An 18621-nucleotide genomic window follows, 5' to 3' on the forward strand; every position below is an offset into this window, starting at 1 on the left:
TTTATTGAAGGAACCGTGACCTTCTCCCAGCTAACCGAGCGGTCTAATTTAGAGATTCAGGGGGTAGAGTGGGAAATTGACACCTCTGAAATGGGGCGCTGATTGGAGGGGGGGCTGCTGAGAAGGTGTGTTCTCCCTGCCTGAGTATCGGTACTGACTAAATCAACTCAAAGGTCTCTGGTAAGGGACAGAAGTGTGCGATAGCGCCGCCCCATTTCATTGATGCATTCCCGGTCATACCATGGTGTGACGCTATCAAGGTAAGCAGCCCGTTCTCTGGCACCTGCAAGAACCTCTTCTGACCAGTATCGGAGAGGTCTGAAATTGATTGATTGAGAACTTTCGACCTGCATCACCAAACTGTCGCTTGTGCTGGTCCAAAAGCCCCCTGCCACAATCCTTCCTTGGCAGATGACCAGTACGTCAGTCCAACTGTAGCGTTCTTCCTCTGGAGCATCCGACTGGTCCCCATTCGCATCGTTCAGCCAGACATCGTCAACAATCTGTGTGCCCATCAAAGGAAGCCACAGGTCATGAGTTTCGGGGGCATTGAGCTGGTCCGATTTCCAACAAAAGTAGACCTCTCGGAAGAGATAGTTAATTCCGCATGCCAGCGATAGGGTCGGCTTCTGCGTACTAATGGATGCCATTTGTTTGGCGTAACTCGGCGGGAGAGCAAGTACTAGCCCCAAGTTCCTACAGCCTTTGGTTTGTGTCCCTAATATATTGGTGTCCAATTCAATAGCACATGGTCTGGCCTCGCTATTGGTGAGGCGAGATATCACCTCTTTGAGTAGTAACGGATAGAGCCTCTCTGCCTCTAAAAGCGTCATTGGTGTATCCAATGCACTGATAGGGGGGATAGGCAGTGAAGTTGTCTGGAGGCTGACTTCAGTCTGTGGGCTTAGAAGGTTTGAAACTAGACCCTGCATTTCGTATTGTAGGGTGTCATTGAGCGATGCGGCGTCCATTGATGTTGTCTGTTTGTTGATGATAAATAGTATAGGCACGTGCATCTACCAGTACCTCACACGAGAAAATGATAATAGCATTCATGATGACTATCGAGGGATACCTTCAGGGAGAACTTGAAACAGCACTGAGGAAGCTGGTAGGTGAGGAGATTTGGCGTCATCGAATACTCCAAGCGTGTTCTATAACCATGAGCTGAAGCCTTTGCAGATGCCAAATGCTTCTGACTCTTGGCCTCTTCGCTTGTGGATGTATTTGGTATGCAGTGCCGTTTGACTGGTGGTCAGCCATGAACAAACATCTTCATAGTATGTATGTTAGTGAACCCTGACATCTACCATGACACACCGAATGTGGACTGCAATTGCAGGTGTCCTGCAGTATCTGGTTCCACTGGCATTCTTCGTCGGTGCAGGCGTTTCCGCAGTTCGTCGCCGTCGCCGCGAACATGCGGCAACCTTTTAAAGAGAAGATGCTCCCGTGTGCCCCAAATGCGGTAGCGCGATGGGTTCGCCGTACTGCGAAGCAGGGGGGCAATGCTGGCCATTCGTTTTGGGGCTGCTCGCAGTACCCGGCTTGCCGCGGGATTCGTAACGAATGAGCTGTCTATTTTGTACCTTGCCACCAGAGCGCATCGTTCAAGAAAACCAGCACGCCAACTAGCTTGGCTGAGGGAACTCCATCAGGTTCTGGGAGTTCCCTAGACGTTGCGCTTAAGAACACCCACAAGCTAGTGCTGCCGATGGTGACTAGGCGACGTCCTCGCCTGCGATATCGGACTCATCACTAAGTCACTTAACCTATGGCTGCAGTGATTGAATCGGCTTGGGTGTTGAGGTATCCGTTCACAAGAGCCGCTGTGGTAGGGCGTGATACCCAGCCCATTGTCAGCAATAAATAGGCGATGATTTTATCCCGAATGAAATGTTACAGGACTGGTGGGCGCAAGAATTGCGTCCCGGTGGTTCCCTTACGTAGAGGGCTGCTGCGCCGCCTCCTCGGCCCCTGCCGGACAAATAGCCCAATACGTCCAAGGTCAATGCAGAACTCATCATGCAGGCCATCTCGAGCTATACCGGGAGCAGTCATGTGACTGCGTTTCCGTAAGTCGAATACATGAACCGATTGTTGTGGCCTCGCGACCGAAGTGCCTTTTCTCATCCCATCCCGACACCCGTCTACAACCACCGCTCAATGGCAGGGAGCCAGACACAAACCGTCCGTAGTGACTGGCTGACACTTAGCAGTGCGTCAGCGGTAATGACGAAAACAGGGAGCAAAGCATGAGTCGGCTCCCTGCTTTCGAACCCATACGCTTCGCTGAACAACTAGAGAAGTCTGGCAACTACGCTTCTGACAATAGCCTGCTGTATGAATGGACCGGCACCCATTGGAAAGCGCTTGAGGATGCTATGGGGGAGCGTATGGCGCTCAAATGGATAGCATTGGACGGCCGTGGTTCGGTCAATGCAGCTAACGCACGTGCGGCGTACCAAACGGCCTTACGCTGGCTCCCCATGATTGGCGAGCCTGCCGATACCACCGTTATCCCGGTCCGCAATGGATATTTGCACTTGGACCACGGTTTAGTGCTCAAGCCGCATGACAAGGCTCTGGGGCTACGACACGTCCTCTCCTGTGATTTTGACCCCGGTGCGCCAGCCCCCACTGAGTTCAACGCCTTCATTGAGCGCATCCTTCCTGACTCAGCGGTACGGGGCAGGGTGCAGGAGTACATCGGCTACACGCTACTGCCGGATGCTCGCTTCCAACGAGCGCAAATCTGGTTGGGGTCCGGTGCGAATGGGAAAGGCTCCCCGCCAACCTGGTCCAGGCTTTGCACGAACGAACCGCAGCCATCCAGCTGGATGCCCTGGATGGTTTTCGCATGGCCAGCATGATTGGCGCCTCATTGATTTACTGCGATGAAGCTCCCCAGCGGAATATCAACGAGCAAGCTATGAAGTCACTGATTGCGGGCGAATTAGTCCAGATTGACCGCAAGTACCGTGACCCCATCACAGTGCGAGTGAATGGCAAATGGCTGATTTTGGCGAACCACATTCCGGCTGTGACGGACCAGTCCACTGGCTTTTGGCGACGCTTCGACGTTGTACCCTTTCCAGTCGAAGTCCCCGAAAGTGAGCGTGACCCGTTATTGGCAAAGCGCATCGTCACCCGCGAGCTTGCTTACGTGCTGAACTGGGCGCTAGAGGGGTTGCTTCGCTTGCTTGCTCGAGGTCGGTTTGACGAAGTCATACCCACGTCCATGCGTAGCGCAGCGCAATCAGCCCGTTCGGAAACAAACTCGGTTCAGGCATGGGGTCACGACCTTGGGATTGAACTCACAACGACTGTCGAAACCCCCAAGGCAGACGTCTACGCCAACTATGCGGGCTGGTGTCGTGAAAACGGGATGGTGCCGGTCGCATCGCCTAAGTTCTGGAAGCGCTTGCCAGACTCTATCGGAGCGGTCACAGAAGGACGCATGACGACCAAGGCTGGCCGCATCAGAACCTGCATGGACTGTCCCGGGTGCAGTAGACAAACGCCCGCCTCACGCCGAGGCCCGCTCAAAGGCCTCGGGACTGATGCCGCCCAGGTGACTGTGGCGGCGGGTTCGATTGTAAAAAGCTTCGATGTAATCGAATACATCTGACTTGGCCAAGTCGCGGGTTTTGTAAATCCGTTTGCGGATACGCTCCTTCTTCAAGCTGCTGAAGAAGGACTCTGCCACAGCGTTATCCCAGCAGTTGCCACGGCGACTCATGCTGGGTTCAAGGTTGTGGGAGAGGCAGAAACGGCGCCAATCATCACTGCCATATTGCGAGCCCTGATCTGAATGGACCAGCACACGACCAGTAGGTTTGCGCCGCCACAGTGCCATCAGCAGAGCATCCAACGCCAATTCGCGGCTCAATGTCGGTTTCATTGACCAGCCCACCACCTTGCGTGAGAACAAGTCGATCACCACCGCCAGATAAAGCCAGCCCTGCCGGTACGGATGTAAGTAATGTCCGTCACCCGGGTCTGGTCAGGCTGTGACGTCGTGAACTCGCGATTCAGATGGTTGGGGGCCAACAAGGAAGGGCGCCCCGCAATGGGACGTGGTGCCTTATAACCGCGCTGTGCCTTGATACTGTGCTGCCGCATGATTCGGGCGACACGATGCTTGCCACATACCTCACCGATCTCGCGCAGGTCACCCAGAACGCGACGTGACCCATATACCCCGCCACTGGCTCGCCGAGAGTCGCGAATCAGCGCCAGCAATCTGGCATCTTCCTTGGCGTGATCAGACTCGGGGCGGTGTAGCCATTGATAGAAGCCTGCACGGGCAACTTGCAGCAAACGGCACATGGTCGTTAGCGGCCGGTATGTCGATGCTCGTTCATGAAGCGGTACCTTACTCGGACTCCCCGGCAAAGTACCGCGCGACTTTTTTTAGAATATCTCGCTCTTCTTCTGTGCGACGCAGTTGCGCCTTCAGGCGAAGGATTTCGCTCTTGGCCTCGATCAGCTCGGCAGCCTGTTTCTCCGAGTTATCCGGGCTGACGGCTTTCACCCATTTGTACAGGCTGTGGCTGGAAACCCCAAGCCGGGCAGAAACTTCGGCAACAGAGTAGCCGCGCTCAGTGACCTGCTTGACGGCTTCTTCTTTGAATTCAGGGGTGAAACGCTGTGTGCTCATGGACATCCTCCTATGCTCAAATCATAGGGCAGGATTGCCTACAGGGGACGGGACAGTCCAGCAATGTCCGGTTGTGACCAACTAACCTGTGACCGCGGCCAGCCAAACCACCGCTAAAGGCGGTGGTTTTTGACGTGACCGCCCGGACCGGGCTTTATGGGAAAATTTAGATACATCGTCTTTCTCTTCCAGAAGGGACACAAGAAGAGAATCAGGTAAAAAGTTTGCTCGCGCTGCCGGTCACCCCGGTCATGCTCGAAACGTTGAGCAATCGTGGGGTTTATTCGTGACCAAGAAGTTTGACTATCCGGGCTGATGTGGGGACGCTGCGCTCCCCGCGCCCCTAGCGGCTGGCCGAGAACGAGCCAAGCTCCGGCACTGACTGGCTTGCCAACACACCGGGGCGTCCATCCTGATTAGACGCTTCGTGTGCGACATTGGGTCTCTCTGCCGAGCAGCCCCCGCTTACCAGTCTTGTCCGACCATAGGGTGATGTCGGAGGGCTGCATCAATTTTGCATTGCTCCGCTAGCGTGGCGGCAATGAGATGACATGCGCCTCCCCCAACGTCGACAGATAGTTCGAACTGCTGCCAAGCAGAGCGGCATGTACCGCCTGTTTATACATGGGGCGACTTATCTCAAATGAAATATGTTCATTGGACACGTATGTTTCATTGAATATTGGCCAGCTACCCCAAGGCAGGTCTTCGTCCTCACCATCTGTGTCCGTTACCTCAACAGAACCGAGAACTTTCCTTGCCTCTATCAACAGCTTACTAAGCAGTGCCGGGCTGGTTGTATTGGGTAAGTTAGCCAATTCACAGAAGTCGGCTATCGGCACATGGTGCAACGTGACGCAACGATTCTGCAGAGCAATCGATACTGCCGTCTTCAGCACTTGTAGCGCCTTTGACGACACCCCTTTGGTATCAAACTCTAAGGAAATAATTTCAGGCATGAGTGGTGGGAGGCAAGCCATCGGAATGGGTAGGCTAGTGCCCTTGAGCCCCCATGACAAGTCCTACCTGCCACGCTGGGGACTGCGCTCCATCAGGTTCTGGCCCACCGCATATAAGCATCTTTCCTGATAACTCCAATTATCACCTCTAATTTCAGCAATCCGAGTCCATTGCGGTGACTTCTCCCTAAAGATGCCTTATGCGAGGCGTCTTGGGCCTCTCGTTTGTAGCATTCCAGGCCGTCCAGAAAACGATGGATTTCTGGACGTGCGCCACTTCATCATCGCCACGCTGCGCTATACCCCTTTGGATGTTCAACATCCGCTCCAACAATCAACGTCCGGAAAAGGGGATGGAATGGCAGTTATTGGATACGCGCGGGTCAGCACTTTTGAACAGATACTCGACCTGCAACAGGATGCTCTGCAAGACGCTGGAGCCACTTGCATCTACACAGACAAAGCAAGTGGCAAGACGGCCGACCGGCCTGAGCTGGTCCATTGCCTCTTGGTATTGAGGAAGGACGACACACTGGTAGTGTGGCGACTTGACCGACTGGGACGGAACCTGCAAGACCTTATCAACATCGTCAATGACCCGGAGGCCCGAGGCGTCAAGTTCAAGTCGTTGAAGGAATCGGTTGATACTGGTGGTCCGGCAGGCAAGCTCGTGTTTCACCTGTTCGCGGCACTGGCAGAATTCGAACGAGAGCTCGTTAGAGAGCGGACCCTCGCAGGCCTCGAGGCAGCCAGGGCCCGTGGCGGCAAGGGTGGCCGTCCGCCGCGACTGGACAGCAAACAGCAGCGCGTTGCACTGACCATGATGAAAAACCGGGAAATGTCGGTAGCAGAGATTGCGCGCCACTTCGGTGTGTCGCGTTCCACCCTCTATAGCCTGCAAGCTGCGAGCAGGCGATAGTCGACCACCAAGTGTCCCATTTGGACACTTCCAACACGTGACCTGAACAGAGCCACGGGTCGTACGTGATTCATGGATTTGCGCATCTAATGGTAAGCCCACAGCACAACTCAGGTGCTGCTACTTGCTCACCTGACCATGAATGGCGGAAATCGACCCAAAGTCGTCATCTTGGATGTACTCACTGAACTGCTGTAGTTCGGCCAAAGCGGTCGGTCACCCATCCTACCCTGAGCGTCCGGTCTGGGCCACAGACCGGTTCGCTCACTTGCACAGATGCCTAAGGTCTGTATTCCACTCACTAGCCCGCGAACTATCGCCCCTAAGATGTTGCCCTAAGTCGTGGCCAGTTAGAATCAGCACTGGTCATAGACGCAGCCAATGCTCGATTTGTCGCACCCATATCCCATGTGGGGCCTCTTTGGCTGTAGAGCATGCACGTCTATGGCACTTGGCTGACAATAGTTATCATACGGATCTTCATATGACAAGTTACTTGCTCCCCAAGGGGAGGCGTGATAATTGTTGTCAATGATATCAATCGTTATACGAGCACCGATATTCGTATAAATGCTGTTAGACCTTTTGATGCACGACTCACAACTCGCTTACCCTATGGACAACAAACCGTACGCAAAGACACTCCAGGATGAACTTGATTGGAAGCTGCTCGATCAGTTGTACGGAGTTGTCGCTCAGATCAGCAGCTTCTGTTTTGAGACTAAAAAATTCTGCGTCACAACAGAATTTGTTGTGCTGACTTTGATGGTCAAATTCACAAATGGCACCCTAGACCATTCAATCTTCGTCGCCGCATTTGTCATACCCTTGTGTTTCTGGTTCCTTGACGCTACTGGCTACTTCTACCAAGTAAAACTCCGAGGGACAATGGAGTCCATTCGCCAGCACCTCGCGGCACGAGAAGGCAGCACCCTCGTTACTGCCCAAGGTGAAAAGGTTATTTCGCCCGAACGCGTCTCGCACTCGGCACTCAAACGTGTACTTGAAGCTACATTTAACCATTCGATGTGGCTGTATGCGGTGCTAGTTAGTGCTGCCTTGATCGTATGGGCGCTCTTTATTTGGAAACTAATTAAATGAGAATCTTCGTCAGCTACTCGCGACGCGACGGAGTTGTTACTGAACAGATGCTCGAACATCTGCGACGGTATCTTGACAGTATAAGTACCCCCTTCATTCATTGCCTTCAGCCAGAGCAGGGCCGTTGGGAGCAACTAAGAGTAATGCGTGAGCTTTTTCGGGCCCATGCGGTACTTCTCGTCGACTCACCAGCCGCAAGGAAGTCCCCTTGGGTCAAGCTGGAACTTACTATTGCTCGCTTGCTTTTCTGCCCAATACTCCGGCTTGATGCCTCAGATCTATTGAACGTCAATGAGGTCTAGCTATTCCATCAAGCGGACACTCATAAGTTGGCTTCGTCCAAGCAGAGTGTATTTTTCCACCTTTTGAAGGACTCCCAGTGATAAGGCATAAGCTCGAAGAAATTTTCAAGAATAGAGGCGCTGGTCCATTTCTATTTGTGGGGTCTGGATTTTCAAGGCGTTATCTTGGCCTAGAAGACTGGAGAGGACTCCTGAGCAGATTTTGCGTAGCCGGGAATCCATTTGAGTACTACCTTGCGTCAGCAAATGGCAATTATCCGTTTGCTGCCCGTCTATTAGCAGAGGATTTCAACAAGCACTGGTGGAGTTCGGAGACTTACAAAGCCAGCGTCGAGCGCCACAAGGGAAAAATATCGAACGTAACTTCGGCGCTGAGAATCGAAATTTGCAATTACCTCTCGACCCTTGACCAAGGAAAAGCGAAGAACTCCGACTATGGACAAGAAGTTGGACTATTGGCCGGACTGAACGTAGATGGCATCATCACAACCAACTGGGATACGTTTATCGAGCAACTTTTTCCTGACTATCGGAAGTACATAGGTCAAAACGAGTTGCTTTTCTCTAATCCGCAAGAGATTGGTGAGATATACAAGATTCATGGGTGTTCGACATTGCCCGCATCACTAGTTTTGACCAATGAAGATTATGATCAATTTAACGAGCGAAATGCGTATCTTGCTGCAAAGCTAATTACCATTTTTGTCGAGCACCCGGTCGTATTTCTTGGTTATTCATTGTCGGACCAAAACATATCTAGCTTGCTCAGAGCCATTTCACTTTGTATTGGGAAAGAAAATATCGAACAACTTCGGCAGAATTTAATATTTGTTCAACGGCAAGCTGATGGCGAAGAAGCCAATATATCGGATACATACATCACAATTGATGGCGTTCAAATACCGCTTGTTTTGGTAAAGTCAAATAATTGGATCCCAATCTTTGAAGCCCTTCAGGCCACAAAGAGAAAAATTCCAGCTCGAGTCCTGCGCTACTGCAAAGAGCAAATGTATGAACTAGTTCAGTCTTCTGAGCCAGAAAAGAAGCTTTGTGTAGTTGACATTGATGCGATTGACAGGAAAGAAGATGTCGAGTTCTTGGTCGGAGTAGGAGTCGCATCACATCAAGAGAACGCAATTTCTGGAGTTGGATATGCAGCAGTCGAGACGAAAGATTTAATTGTCGATGTCTTGCATGAGAAAGGGGGCTACGACGCAAGGCAGATTATTGACAGCGTTATTCCTCGAGTTGGCAGATACACGCAGAATGTACCTGTCTTTAAGTATCTACGGCAAGTTGGGATTGATTGTGCCGAAGCTTACGAAAAGAGTGGGTTGGCTCTGGATAAATGGGTCAAACGAGACCTCAAAGACTTTCGCGTCAAGATGTACTCTGCACCGTTCTTCAGAAAGTACCGCCATCAAACAATGTACGATGTTATCGATGGATGTACGCCGGAGAATGCCTCGGCTTACATCCCTTTCTTTTCACGCGAAAAGATCGACCTTGACCTTCTTCGTCAGTTCTTGACCGAAAATGAAGAAAAGCTCGATTACGCAACATCTAGCTATGCGAGTAACTTCAGAAAGCTAGCTACTCTATATGACAAACTTAAGTGGGGCTGGTAAGCCCCAGTTATTGGTTACTCGCATTAAGTTAACACATCTAAAGCTGTGATGTGTACAATTACTAATTTTGAATCTGATGATTCGTATATTTGAACAGCGATTGCTCGTTTTGGTGAAAAAATAAGCTCAGCGCTTTTGGTTTAGTTACTGCTTTGGCCGTCGGTCTATCAGTAGGCCCGGAAGTTTGGCGGTAATACATTCACACTACATAATGACCACACCACATTTCGACTACATCACCGGTTTAATCGCAGCGGCCAAGGCAGAAGCCGACAAACTATCCCACCATGCAGACCATAACGGCTTGGCAGGGGAGATACGTGAATTAGCAGCCCAGAAATGCGTAGAGCCGTTCCTAACCCAAAGCTTTCGATGTGGTACTGGGAAGGTCATAGACTCACTCGGAAACAAGTCGGATCAGACGGATATTGTTGTTTTTCATAAAAAGACTGTAGCGCCAGTTTTGCTCAGCAGCCAACTTGGCCTTTTTCCTGTTGAGTGCGTGAGATACGCGTTTGAGGTGAAATCGACGCTTTCAGCGACCGAGATCAAAGATGCGAATGCTAAATTCCGCGCACTTGCCAAGTTGAAGTCTTATCCGAAAACTGACGCGAATGAGTCAGTGATCGGCGGGCCCATGCCCGTCTCTGTACTCTTTGCATTTTCTTCTGATATTGTTGGTGATGAGCTGGAGCGGTATCTCAGGTATACCGAAGACAACTCCCCACCATGTACCGTTCTTTGCGTTTTGGGCAAAGGCTATTGGTGGTATGCGAGCGGGAAATGGCACGGGATGCGGTGCGTTCCAAAAATGCCACCATTCGCAGAATATGCCTTCGTCACTGGCTTAATGAACACTCTTAGCTCAGAGGAGTGTTCGATCAGGCCATTTAATCCGGGACCGTACATTGATGCGATCGGATCAGTTATGGATGCTCTGGGCCTTAAGCCCGGCAACACGCCTCCAGATTTTTTTATCGAGCTAGAGCAGTAGGAAATTATCCGTTTCATCCACTCGCATGCTCCGTAGCCGACCACCCAGTGTCCATTCTCAGCGATTTCGACTGGAGGTTAAGGCTCTGGAGTAAGAATTAGCCGGGGCTAATAGCAGATACCCAGTACAAACGGTAAAGCAATGACCACTATGTGGCCCCGAGCCACCACACTGGGTTGATGAAGTGATAGGCTGCTTCGGCCGAATTTCGGCTATTAGCAATAGCGCATTCTCCTTAACACATCATGAAGTTATTATGTCGAGGGACAGAAGGAATCGAACCAGCGTCAATTTATTTGAAATCAATGGGTTGGCGCTAAATGCTGGCAGAATGTTGGCAAAAGCCCGGATTATGTCCGGGCTTTTTTACTTGGGGACGTTGTGTGATACGTAATAGGGCGGGGAGGTTGGCCGCACAGGCAGGATGCCACCCCCTGCGCGGGGCTCCATATTTCAGGCAGCCTATACGTAATGCGCTATTTCACGTATTCCAGTGCGACCGAATGGATTATCCCCGCGGTAACTCGGAACTCAACGCGGCAACCGACGGTGTGGTTCGACAATAATGCCCGAAGAATTATTTGCAGAACCATTTTGCGGATACGTGCGCACACGTGATGTCGAAAGATGAATAAGACTGCTAACCCTGCGGTCCACCGGACGCTGCGCGATAAAGCCGCGCAGGTCCGGTGAATTCGAACGTTAGGCACGAAGATGGCATTCGACGACTTTTATTCGTTCTTCACGCAGAGACTATCTCGTGCGGATGCGTTGCTAATTGATCGTGTTGTAATTGATGGGCAAGAAGCATCCGCTAGAATTCTCAAGGCCTATACCAACCGACTTGAAGGCCCCGTCAAATACAGAACGGGAGAAATCTCCTTCATTGGTACCCCGGGTAGTTGGGGAAATCCAACCTTGTGAGCCAACGACAAAGCTGCGGTGTTTGTTGTATATCAAGGATTCCGAGCGCTACTACCAATACCCTTGGCATGATCATTTCACGATAATTGAGCAAGGAAGCCGTGAATTTTCATTGGTCACCTGGAACATCAACGGCTCAAATTGGTGGCCGGAGGAATTCCACGATCAATGCGTCACCCTAGACTCAACCAAACCTTGGAAGGCTGCGATACCGCTCTCTGTCTTGGAAGAGCATTTACTCAAAGTAGCTAATTCACGTTAGGTTTATTAGGAGCCACCATCATGGACGCAGCACGCTGTACGCTAGATGATGTGATTTACCAAGCGGCAAGGTTCGCGGCTCTGCCACCAAATGAGCTGGCGAGGAAGCGGAGATTTTTGGTGTGTCCGGAATGTCGCGGTCCCGCCTTCTTTCGAAAGGCTTCGCGCAGTGGTCAGGCAGCATGTTTTGGTGCCCGCCCTCATGAGGAGGGCTGCACGCTAGCTGCATCCGAGTACGAACAGAACAACATTGGCCCCGGTGACGATCAAGACGTCCTCGAAAATCCAGGCCAGCGCATCATTCTCGATTTCAACTTCGGCGCGCCTGACGAGAGACACAACGTCCCCGATGCTCCAGTGAACTCAGGGGGGCGCGGTGGCCGCTTCGTTGGCGGCGGCGTTCGCCCGGACGCCGCAATGCATCGCTATACTGAGTACGATCCTTCGCAGCCTTATGCTGTCGGGACAATTTCGGACATCTCGGCAAATAATCGAAATTGCTGGTGTTGGCGAGTTCACCGTTGCAGATTTCTTCGTCCCGTTCGGCGCGGTGGCCGCAGCGTATGACCACCAGTATCGCGGCTATTGGGGAATGGTTGTGTCTGCTCGCTTCGGTCAAACGGGGGCACTTTGGCTTAACTCCGGCGGCCGTGACGATATGAGCATTTGTGTACCAGAGCAGTTTGTTAATGAGCTTTACGAGCGCTTCCGCATAACAGACGAAGAAGAGTTGGCTGGCACTTATGCTCTAGTACTCGGAACGCTCCGCACCTCTCAAGGTGGAAAGAAGTATGTTCAAGTTGAAGACTTGGGCTTATTCACTCTTCGATGAATACGAAACCTAACCCTGCGTTCGAGGCGACCAGCGCGAAAAGCCGCGCAGGTGCCTCAACTCCACGTTAATGTCCGCAATGGGTCGATTGTGTTGAAAAACTCCGGCTCCTCTGATGCGGCGGTAAACTATGCCTAGTGCATTGAGACGCCGAGGTGTCGATATGATGGGGCAGCAGACAGGTGGTCAGGAGCGATTGTTCTATTCCTTCAACATTGAAGGCCACATCCCCCCAAAGCACCTCTTGCGCGGCATCGATCGCTGTCTCGACCTAAGCCAACTACGCCACCACCTGGTTGACCACTACAGTCACACCGGACGGCCGTCCATCGATCCGGAATTGATGATTCGCATGCTTATCATCGGCTATTGCTATGGCATTCGCTCTGAACGCCGGTTGTGCGAGGAAGTCCATCTCAATCTCGCCTACCGTTGGTTTTGCCGCTTAGGCCTGGAAGATGCGGTGCCCAACCATTCGACTTTCTCCAAGAATCGGCACGGGCGTTTTCGGGAAAGCGAGACGTTCCGTTGGCTGTTTGACCAGGTTGTTCTTCGTTGCATGGCTGCAGGGCTGATCAAAGGAGAAGGCTTTGCGGTCGATGCCAGCCTGATTGCTGCCGACGCAAGCCATGACCTGAGTATTGCTCCGGGTGAGCAAGTGAATTGGCGGGATCCTGCGCACAACAAACGAGCGGTCCGGGAGTATTTAGCCGCCCTCGATGCTGACGCCGAGGCGCAACCTGTCACGCGGAAGACCTCCTTGAGCGATCCCCAGTCCCGTTGGACTGCCGCTACTGGTGGGATCGCCTTCTTTGCCTACTCGACCAATTACCTAATCGACACCGCGCATGGTGTCATCCTAGATGTCGAAGCCACGCTTACCATCGTACGGCAGAGGTCGACTCTACCAAGACCATGGTCGATCGTGTTGAGGAGCGCTTCGAACTGCGTCCCAAACGGCTGATTGGCGATACGGCTTATGGCACCGCCCCCATGCTGGGCTGGATGGTCGAGGAGAAAGGAATTGAGCCGCACATGCCAGTCTGGGATAAGAGCGCGCGAAAGGATGACACTTTCTCAAACAGCGACTTCACATGGGTCGCTGAAGCAAACGAATATCGTTGTCCGGCAGGCAAACCACTGCGGAGCAACTGGCGCCCATTCAAAAATCCGCGCAGCCACGTCACACAGGCCGACACCATCATTTACCGAGCCAGCCAGTCGGACTGTAAGGATTGCGCGATGAAGCCGCAGTGCTGTCCGAATATGACTTTCCGGAAGATTGCCCGCAGCATCCATGAGAACGCTCGCGATGTTGCCCGACGCCTCCGTGAAACTGAGGGGTATCAGCAATCTCGGTGCGAACGTAAGAAAGTGGAAATGCTGTTCGCACACCTCAAGCGGATCCTGAAGCTCGACAGACTTCGCCTTCGGGGGCTGTCGGGTGCGCAAGACGAATTTACCACGGCCGCCATTGCCCAGAATTTGCGTCGATTGGCCAAGCTGGCCAGCCCGATTCACCCCCTTGGTGGGCAAGTTGCGCCTGCTGGAAACGAAATGAGATGAAATAGCTTAGAAAAGCGGTCTTTTTAGACCGTTTTTACGATTAGATCCATGAAAAATGGCCTCTACATCCACAGGAATCGGCTGTGCTACCAGGTTTTTCAACAGAATCGGTCGGAAGCAGACGTAGCCTCGATGCTTGCGACCGTCAGCTTAGGCCGAGTTGTACTCGTAGCCAGTCCGGCAAGTATCTGATCGGAGCCGTCGTTCAAATGGCAGGTCTGTAGAAATGGCGACCGGCAGCAGTTGGCCGAGAGCTGACTACTAGTCAGAGGCAGGAAACGACCCTGATCCGACATCCGCGACTAATATCCGAACGAGCGCTACTCGTTCGAGATTAACCTGTCAGATTTGGCGGGGTGACGGATTCTATGTGTCCCGGAACTGGGGACGCAAACACTGTGTGCCCCAATCCCGGACCAGTACGCCGACTAGGAAGCGACGGCTCGACTATTCGATGTTACCAACTAACGTCTGTATGTTCGGAACCTGCTTATCAAGTTGACTTTGGTTCACAACAATAGATTTCCCTGCCACGTTGGCACGCCCCGCCGGAAGAACAGAAATTGGAATGCCTTGAGCACCAGATACGACCGAGGCAGTATTGGCATCATTCACCTCGTACTGAAACATTGCTTTGAAGGTCCTTCTGTTCGTCGGAGCCCGGGCACCGTTCGGATGTATGCAGAATGCATTAGGTCTATTCTGCCAAACCCCCCAGATCTCATCGCCAATTTCGTCAACAACAGTCTTGAATGCAGATGCTGACGAATTATTCATCTGAGTTAACCTATTTCCAATATACATATATATCTCTGGAACGCGCATCCGAAACTGGTTGTTGTTAATCACAAACTCAGAGAGTGGATCTGTCGGCAAGCGGCGTACACCGTAAACAAGCGACAGGACTGCCTTTACTGCACGCTTTGATGAGCCGTCTGCTGAGAAGGGGATGAGTAATCGCTCTGCCGCGCTTAAAGCCAATTCTGTGTAAATCGAGAAACTCGGATTGCAGTCGATAAACACACACGAATCTTCATGATTCCAGTGCGTCAAGATGTCCTGAATCAAGTCTGCGACCCACAAATGCACAATACGCCACGCATCTTGCGGACCGAGGTCTCGTCGCATTCGCGACGCGTGACGCTTGAGTTTCGAGTTGTTCGTCCCCGACAACCAGAAATAGGTTGCTTGGCACTGAGTGATTGTGGTTGCTTACTTGGGTAAGGTATGTAGAGCCGGTCCCCGGAGACTGATATGGGCTTGCAATTCGATCTTCTAGGTAACCAGAAATCGTGACTCTACGTGGCTGAGAATGAATGGTGTTCAATTGATTTTCGCCATTCACCATGCCTCCAAGCAGCATAGACGATGAGTTCGCTTGGGGACACATGTCCACAACGAGAACCTTCTTACTTGGGTTTTGCCGCGCGTATTCGCAGGCAACTTGAAAAGTTAGGTAACTTTTACCCACGCCGCCTTTATTGTTCCAGATTGCGTAAATAGCCATGTTTAAAGAGCCCTCCATTCGTTTGTCCAGATACTACATGAACCTGGATGCTTACTGTTAAGCAGTTGACGCTCAGGATGTATCGGAGCCTAACTACGGCATGGGTTGGAGATAATCTTGGCGTTCCGCTAGCATCCTTCTGATGTTATCTAGGCTAACTCTCCTGTTCCTTCCTTGCCTTAGTTGTATCCCAACGAATAGTCGGCTTAAGCCAACTCGAAAAGGCAAATGGCAGCAACTGGCCTAAGCAGGCGACTCATTTGCGATACCCCAGTTTCAAATCGGGCAGCTCGAAAGCTGACATTCTGCTCAGGACTAGGTTGAGATTACGCTGACCTCTAAAATCCGCCTTTTGAGTATGCGACAGTTCTAAGACGCCGATGGCTTAATGGCATTACACGGTGCCAACGCTTCACGCAGCGTCGTCATTGCATCGCTGTGGGCGGCTTCTACCCACTCGGGCTTGAATTCCATTGCCAAGGCCATCCTCTTGATGTCCTCAGGAATGGCGTCGGAATTTATAACGGCCTCATAGTATTCAGTAACGGCAGCTTTTGCCGCCACGGAGGCTTCAAAGATTCCTGCTCCGTTCAAACAATCAAGCATCACAGAGCCAACGACCGATTCACACTTTTCGATGACATGCAGTAAGTATTTGTCAAAGGCAACGAATGTAATTTTTCCATTCCGATTTTTAACTTCCGGTTCCGCAAGAATCATTGGGAAGTTGCCATCAAAATGGGCAGCAGACGTGACGTCCAACCCGCGATGAACAACCGCATTGCGCAGCTCACGAATATAGGAGTAGTTCGCTTCTCCGTCTTGGAACCCATCAAAAACAAAGCGCGAATACAACTGCTCTTCAAAGTTATTTGGCTGCAGCGTAGTCGTTTCGCGGAACAGTTCGGTCGCTGCAAGAAGATTTAAAAAGTAGCCAGAGTAATGGACCCTCATGTCAGTCTGGTCAGTGACGGAGAGCGGTGTGCGGAAAGAGAGTGCGGAACGCAGCGCAGTCTTTCTTGCGGACATGTACCACGATAACGAATACAACATGTCTCGGTTGGCGATGCTCAAGGTTGCCATTGGCTCTCTCTGTAGACGCTAAATATCAAATAGGCCAAAGATTGTAGCTACGAACTAGACTGCCCGACTGCAGTCCATCGGTCTTACCACTTCGAAACCTCTTCGGACCTCATACAGGACCAGCTACGACGAGGATGTAAATGGCGCGGTAGATTCAACTGCTTCACTGTAAGAGCTAAGGCCCGGCTAGTCCGGGCCTTAGTCGTCCTCGAACGGGGTTCGTACCCCCACGCCGTTTATGGCCTCCCCGTCGCCCACGTCTTCGTCGTAGTCGTATCCTCGGGGGCCATCCTTCGTGGGTACCGGCTGCGCTGATGATTGTGTCGTAAACCCCGGAGTAGTTCATTATGTCGCCGGTGTTGTCGTGCTCGAAGCTCTCCGACCCCCGGTAGCCGTAGCCCGAGTGGTTGGACCGCACGCTAACCACGTCAGGGACAGGGCTCGGCGAAGATCGGGCCGGGTGGGGGCACGGAGTTAGCCACTTCCTGCTCTAGCTCCCTAGCCATGGCTATATACCCCGAGACAGATTCACCGAAGTACAGGTCCGAGTACACCATCAGCCGCTTGGCTTCGTCTTGCGGGACAGCCGGCCACCATGGCTTTAACTGACAGTTTTGGTATGGCGCGCTCCTAAGCCATCCAAACGAGCGCCACGACGCCCAGTAGGAGGATAAAGACGCTTTTTACAAACTCTGCGAGGCCGCTGGTCTCTACCCCGTTCAACTTAAACGCAAGTGTTTGCGATAGCGGCTATGCACACCCACTTGAACACCGGTATGCGCCGCGCTTGAAGGTTCCAACTCCGTTACGAGCGGCCAGTAGCGCAGTGTCTCGCGCAGCCCTAGCGGCATCGCCTCTGTGAAGCTCTCGCCGTAGCTTTTCCACCCGCAGCGCTTGCTCCTCTACGTCCAGTCGTCGCTTCATGCCCTCGTAGTCGGACTCCAAGTCGTCGCTCATGCCAATGTCCTTATACTGGCAGCATAGCACCGGCACGACGTGCTAACACGCCCCTTTGCGCTCATATCCACCGCATTACCTCGCTACCAGCATAATCATTACCACCACCCCGCCAAGCACGGGTAGCACCCAGGTGAGCGCTTCCATCGACGCGTGCGGGGTTGTCTTAATCCGCTTGCCGTCAGCCCCGAACGTGTGTATAGGCCCGTCTACCGGAGGGGCGTTCCTCCCGGCTACCCGGTCCAACACACCAGCTAATACTGCGCATGTCAGGCAAATCGGCTGAATCACCCCCAGCACCAAGCCAATCGCGTGGTTTGTGTCAGGGTCCATCATGCCGCGTACAAACAGGTATCCGAGGCCAAGCGCTACGCCGTACCAAGCGAAGCCTTTTAGGTAGGCGACTTTCCTGCTACTGCCTTTTTGCAGGAAGTCGGCTGCCCACACCACGGGGGCGGTAAGCACTATCCACAGCATTGTCCCCCCACCGAAGCCGTTTACTGCCCCCATTGCTACGCCTAGTAGAGCCGCTTTCAACGGCCCCCTGCTCTGGTACCACCCTACCGCTTGCACGGTGGCTGGCACGCTAAGCGCGGCGCACCACCAGAACCAGTATTTCAGGTTATATAGCCTCATGGCTAACTCCTCCCGTATGTCATAATAGCAACGCGCTATACGGGGGGCACGCGAGGGTGTCCGGAATTTAATGTGATGGTCAGCCTGACCTAAATATCCCTCTGGTGCAGCGTAGACTGTTCCCTCGGGGTTAGCGCCTCCAGCTCCTTTGAGCGTACTCTGGGCCTTTGTGTGGCACCCGTCATCGAATACTCCAAGCGTGAGTTCTATAACCATGAGCTGAAGCCTTTGCGGATGCCAAAAGCTTCTGAGCGCCTAGCACCTCCACTTGTGGATGTATTTGGTATGC

The 18621-nt window shown here is 52.4% G+C and carries 13 protein-coding genes and 2 pseudogenes; 8 read left to right on the top strand and 7 right to left on the bottom strand.

Translation table 11 applies throughout. The annotated features are described in order from the left end of the window. Window positions 1-167 precede the first annotated feature (167 nt). The gene (locus tag GKE73_RS15575) at window positions 168-650 is read right to left on the bottom strand and encodes a hypothetical protein (RefSeq protein WP_230370672.1); all 483 of its coding nucleotides are present in this window, start codon (window positions 648-650) and stop codon (window positions 168-170) included. A gap of 1605 nt (window positions 651-2255) precedes the next feature. Between GKE73_RS15575 and GKE73_RS15580 the strand changes: the two genes are divergently transcribed. Together GKE73_RS15580 and GKE73_RS15585 are read left to right on the top strand one after the other, a co-directional pair. Beyond that, on the top strand, window positions 2256-2873 hold the full coding sequence (locus tag GKE73_RS15580) for a hypothetical protein (RefSeq protein ID WP_230370673.1): 618 nt from the start codon (window positions 2256-2258) through the stop codon (window positions 2871-2873). Then, on the top strand, window positions 2810-3631 hold the full coding sequence (locus GKE73_RS15585) for a DNA primase family protein (protein WP_376767369.1): 822 nt from the start codon (window positions 2810-2812) through the stop codon (window positions 3629-3631). Before GKE73_RS15580 ends, GKE73_RS15585 begins: the two co-directional genes overlap by 64 nt. Here the strand turns inward: GKE73_RS15585 and GKE73_RS15590 are convergent. Together GKE73_RS15590 and GKE73_RS15595 are read right to left on the bottom strand one after the other, a co-directional pair. Continuing rightward, window positions 3530-4663 (bottom strand): annotated as a pseudogene (locus GKE73_RS15590) (IS3 family transposase). The gene GKE73_RS15585 and the pseudogene GKE73_RS15590 sit on opposite strands and share 102 nt — an antisense overlap. Before the next feature lie 527 nt (window positions 4664-5190). Beyond that, window positions 5191-5622: a hypothetical protein gene (locus tag GKE73_RS15595; protein ID WP_230370675.1), complete on the bottom strand. Its 432-nt coding sequence runs from the start codon at window positions 5620-5622 to the stop codon at window positions 5191-5193. Window positions 5623-5890: 268 nt separating this feature from the next. Between GKE73_RS15595 and GKE73_RS15600 the strand changes: the two genes are divergently transcribed. From GKE73_RS15600 to GKE73_RS15625, 6 genes and pseudogenes are all read left to right on the top strand, one after another. Next, window positions 5891-6541, top strand: a complete 651-nt coding sequence (locus GKE73_RS15600) for a recombinase family protein (protein ID WP_446686337.1) — start codon at window positions 5891-5893, stop codon at window positions 6539-6541. Window positions 6542-7111: 570 nt separating this feature from the next. Further along, window positions 7112-7642, top strand: coding sequence for a hypothetical protein (locus GKE73_RS15605; protein WP_230370676.1), 531 nt, complete (start codon window positions 7112-7114; stop codon window positions 7640-7642). Window positions 7643-8021: 379 nt separating this feature from the next. Further along, window positions 8022-9572, top strand: a complete 1551-nt coding sequence (locus GKE73_RS15610; protein ID WP_230370677.1) for an SIR2 family protein — start codon at window positions 8022-8024, stop codon at window positions 9570-9572. Between the two features lie 211 nt (window positions 9573-9783). Next, window positions 9784-10566, top strand: a complete 783-nt coding sequence (locus GKE73_RS15615; RefSeq protein WP_230370678.1) for a DUF6602 domain-containing protein — start codon at window positions 9784-9786, stop codon at window positions 10564-10566. Window positions 10567-12127: 1561 nt separating this feature from the next. Further along, the gene (locus GKE73_RS15620) at window positions 12128-12583 is read left to right on the top strand and encodes a hypothetical protein (RefSeq protein ID WP_230370679.1); all 456 of its coding nucleotides are present in this window, start codon (window positions 12128-12130) and stop codon (window positions 12581-12583) included. 163 nt (window positions 12584-12746) lie between these two features. Then, window positions 12747-14149, top strand: a pseudogene (locus GKE73_RS15625) (transposase). Between the two features lie 447 nt (window positions 14150-14596). Here GKE73_RS15625 and GKE73_RS15630 read toward each other — a convergent pair. The 4 genes from GKE73_RS15630 to GKE73_RS15640 form a co-directional block, all read right to left on the bottom strand. Beyond that, window positions 14597-15217 (bottom strand): P-loop NTPase family protein, encoded by a 621-nt coding sequence (locus tag GKE73_RS15630; protein WP_230370680.1) that lies wholly within the window; start codon window positions 15215-15217, stop codon window positions 14597-14599. Further along, window positions 15183-15674, bottom strand: coding sequence for a ParA family protein (locus tag GKE73_RS26050; RefSeq protein WP_376767370.1), 492 nt, complete (start codon window positions 15672-15674; stop codon window positions 15183-15185). Before GKE73_RS26050 ends, GKE73_RS15630 begins: the two co-directional genes overlap by 35 nt. A gap of 351 nt (window positions 15675-16025) precedes the next feature. Then, window positions 16026-16739: a hypothetical protein gene (locus tag GKE73_RS15635; protein WP_230370681.1), complete on the bottom strand. Its 714-nt coding sequence runs from the start codon at window positions 16737-16739 to the stop codon at window positions 16026-16028. A gap of 1032 nt (window positions 16740-17771) precedes the next feature. Next, window positions 17772-18332: a hypothetical protein gene (locus tag GKE73_RS15640; RefSeq protein ID WP_230370682.1), complete on the bottom strand. Its 561-nt coding sequence runs from the start codon at window positions 18330-18332 to the stop codon at window positions 17772-17774. Between the last annotated feature and the right edge of the window lie 289 nt (window positions 18333-18621).

The organism is Paludibacterium denitrificans (assembly GCF_009707705.1).
Classification (GTDB): domain Bacteria; phylum Pseudomonadota; class Gammaproteobacteria; order Burkholderiales; family Chromobacteriaceae; genus Paludibacterium_A; species Paludibacterium_A denitrificans.

Excerpts from the sequence above, each read along its gene's own strand:
- GKE73_RS15615 (WP_230370678.1), top strand. The coding sequence starts at position 9,784 with ATGACCACACCACATTTCGACTACATCACCGGTTTAATCGCAGCGGCC.
- GKE73_RS15580 (WP_230370673.1), top strand. The coding sequence starts at position 2,256 with ATGAGTCGGCTCCCTGCTTTCGAACCCATACGCTTCGCTGAACAACTA.
- GKE73_RS15575 (WP_230370672.1), bottom strand. The coding sequence starts at position 650 with ATGGCATCCATTAGTACGCAGAAGCCGACCCTATCGCTGGCATGCGGA.
- GKE73_RS15605 (WP_230370676.1), top strand. The coding sequence starts at position 7,112 with ATGCTGTTAGACCTTTTGATGCACGACTCACAACTCGCTTACCCTATG.
- GKE73_RS15595 (WP_230370675.1), bottom strand. The coding sequence starts at position 5,622 with ATGCCTGAAATTATTTCCTTAGAGTTTGATACCAAAGGGGTGTCGTCA.
- GKE73_RS26050 (WP_376767370.1), bottom strand. The coding sequence starts at position 15,674 with ATGGAGGGCTCTTTAAACATGGCTATTTACGCAATCTGGAACAATAAA.
- GKE73_RS15635 (WP_230370681.1), bottom strand. The coding sequence starts at position 16,739 with ATGGCAACCTTGAGCATCGCCAACCGAGACATGTTGTATTCGTTATCG.
- GKE73_RS15640 (WP_230370682.1), bottom strand. The coding sequence starts at position 18,332 with ATGAGGCTATATAACCTGAAATACTGGTTCTGGTGGTGCGCCGCGCTT.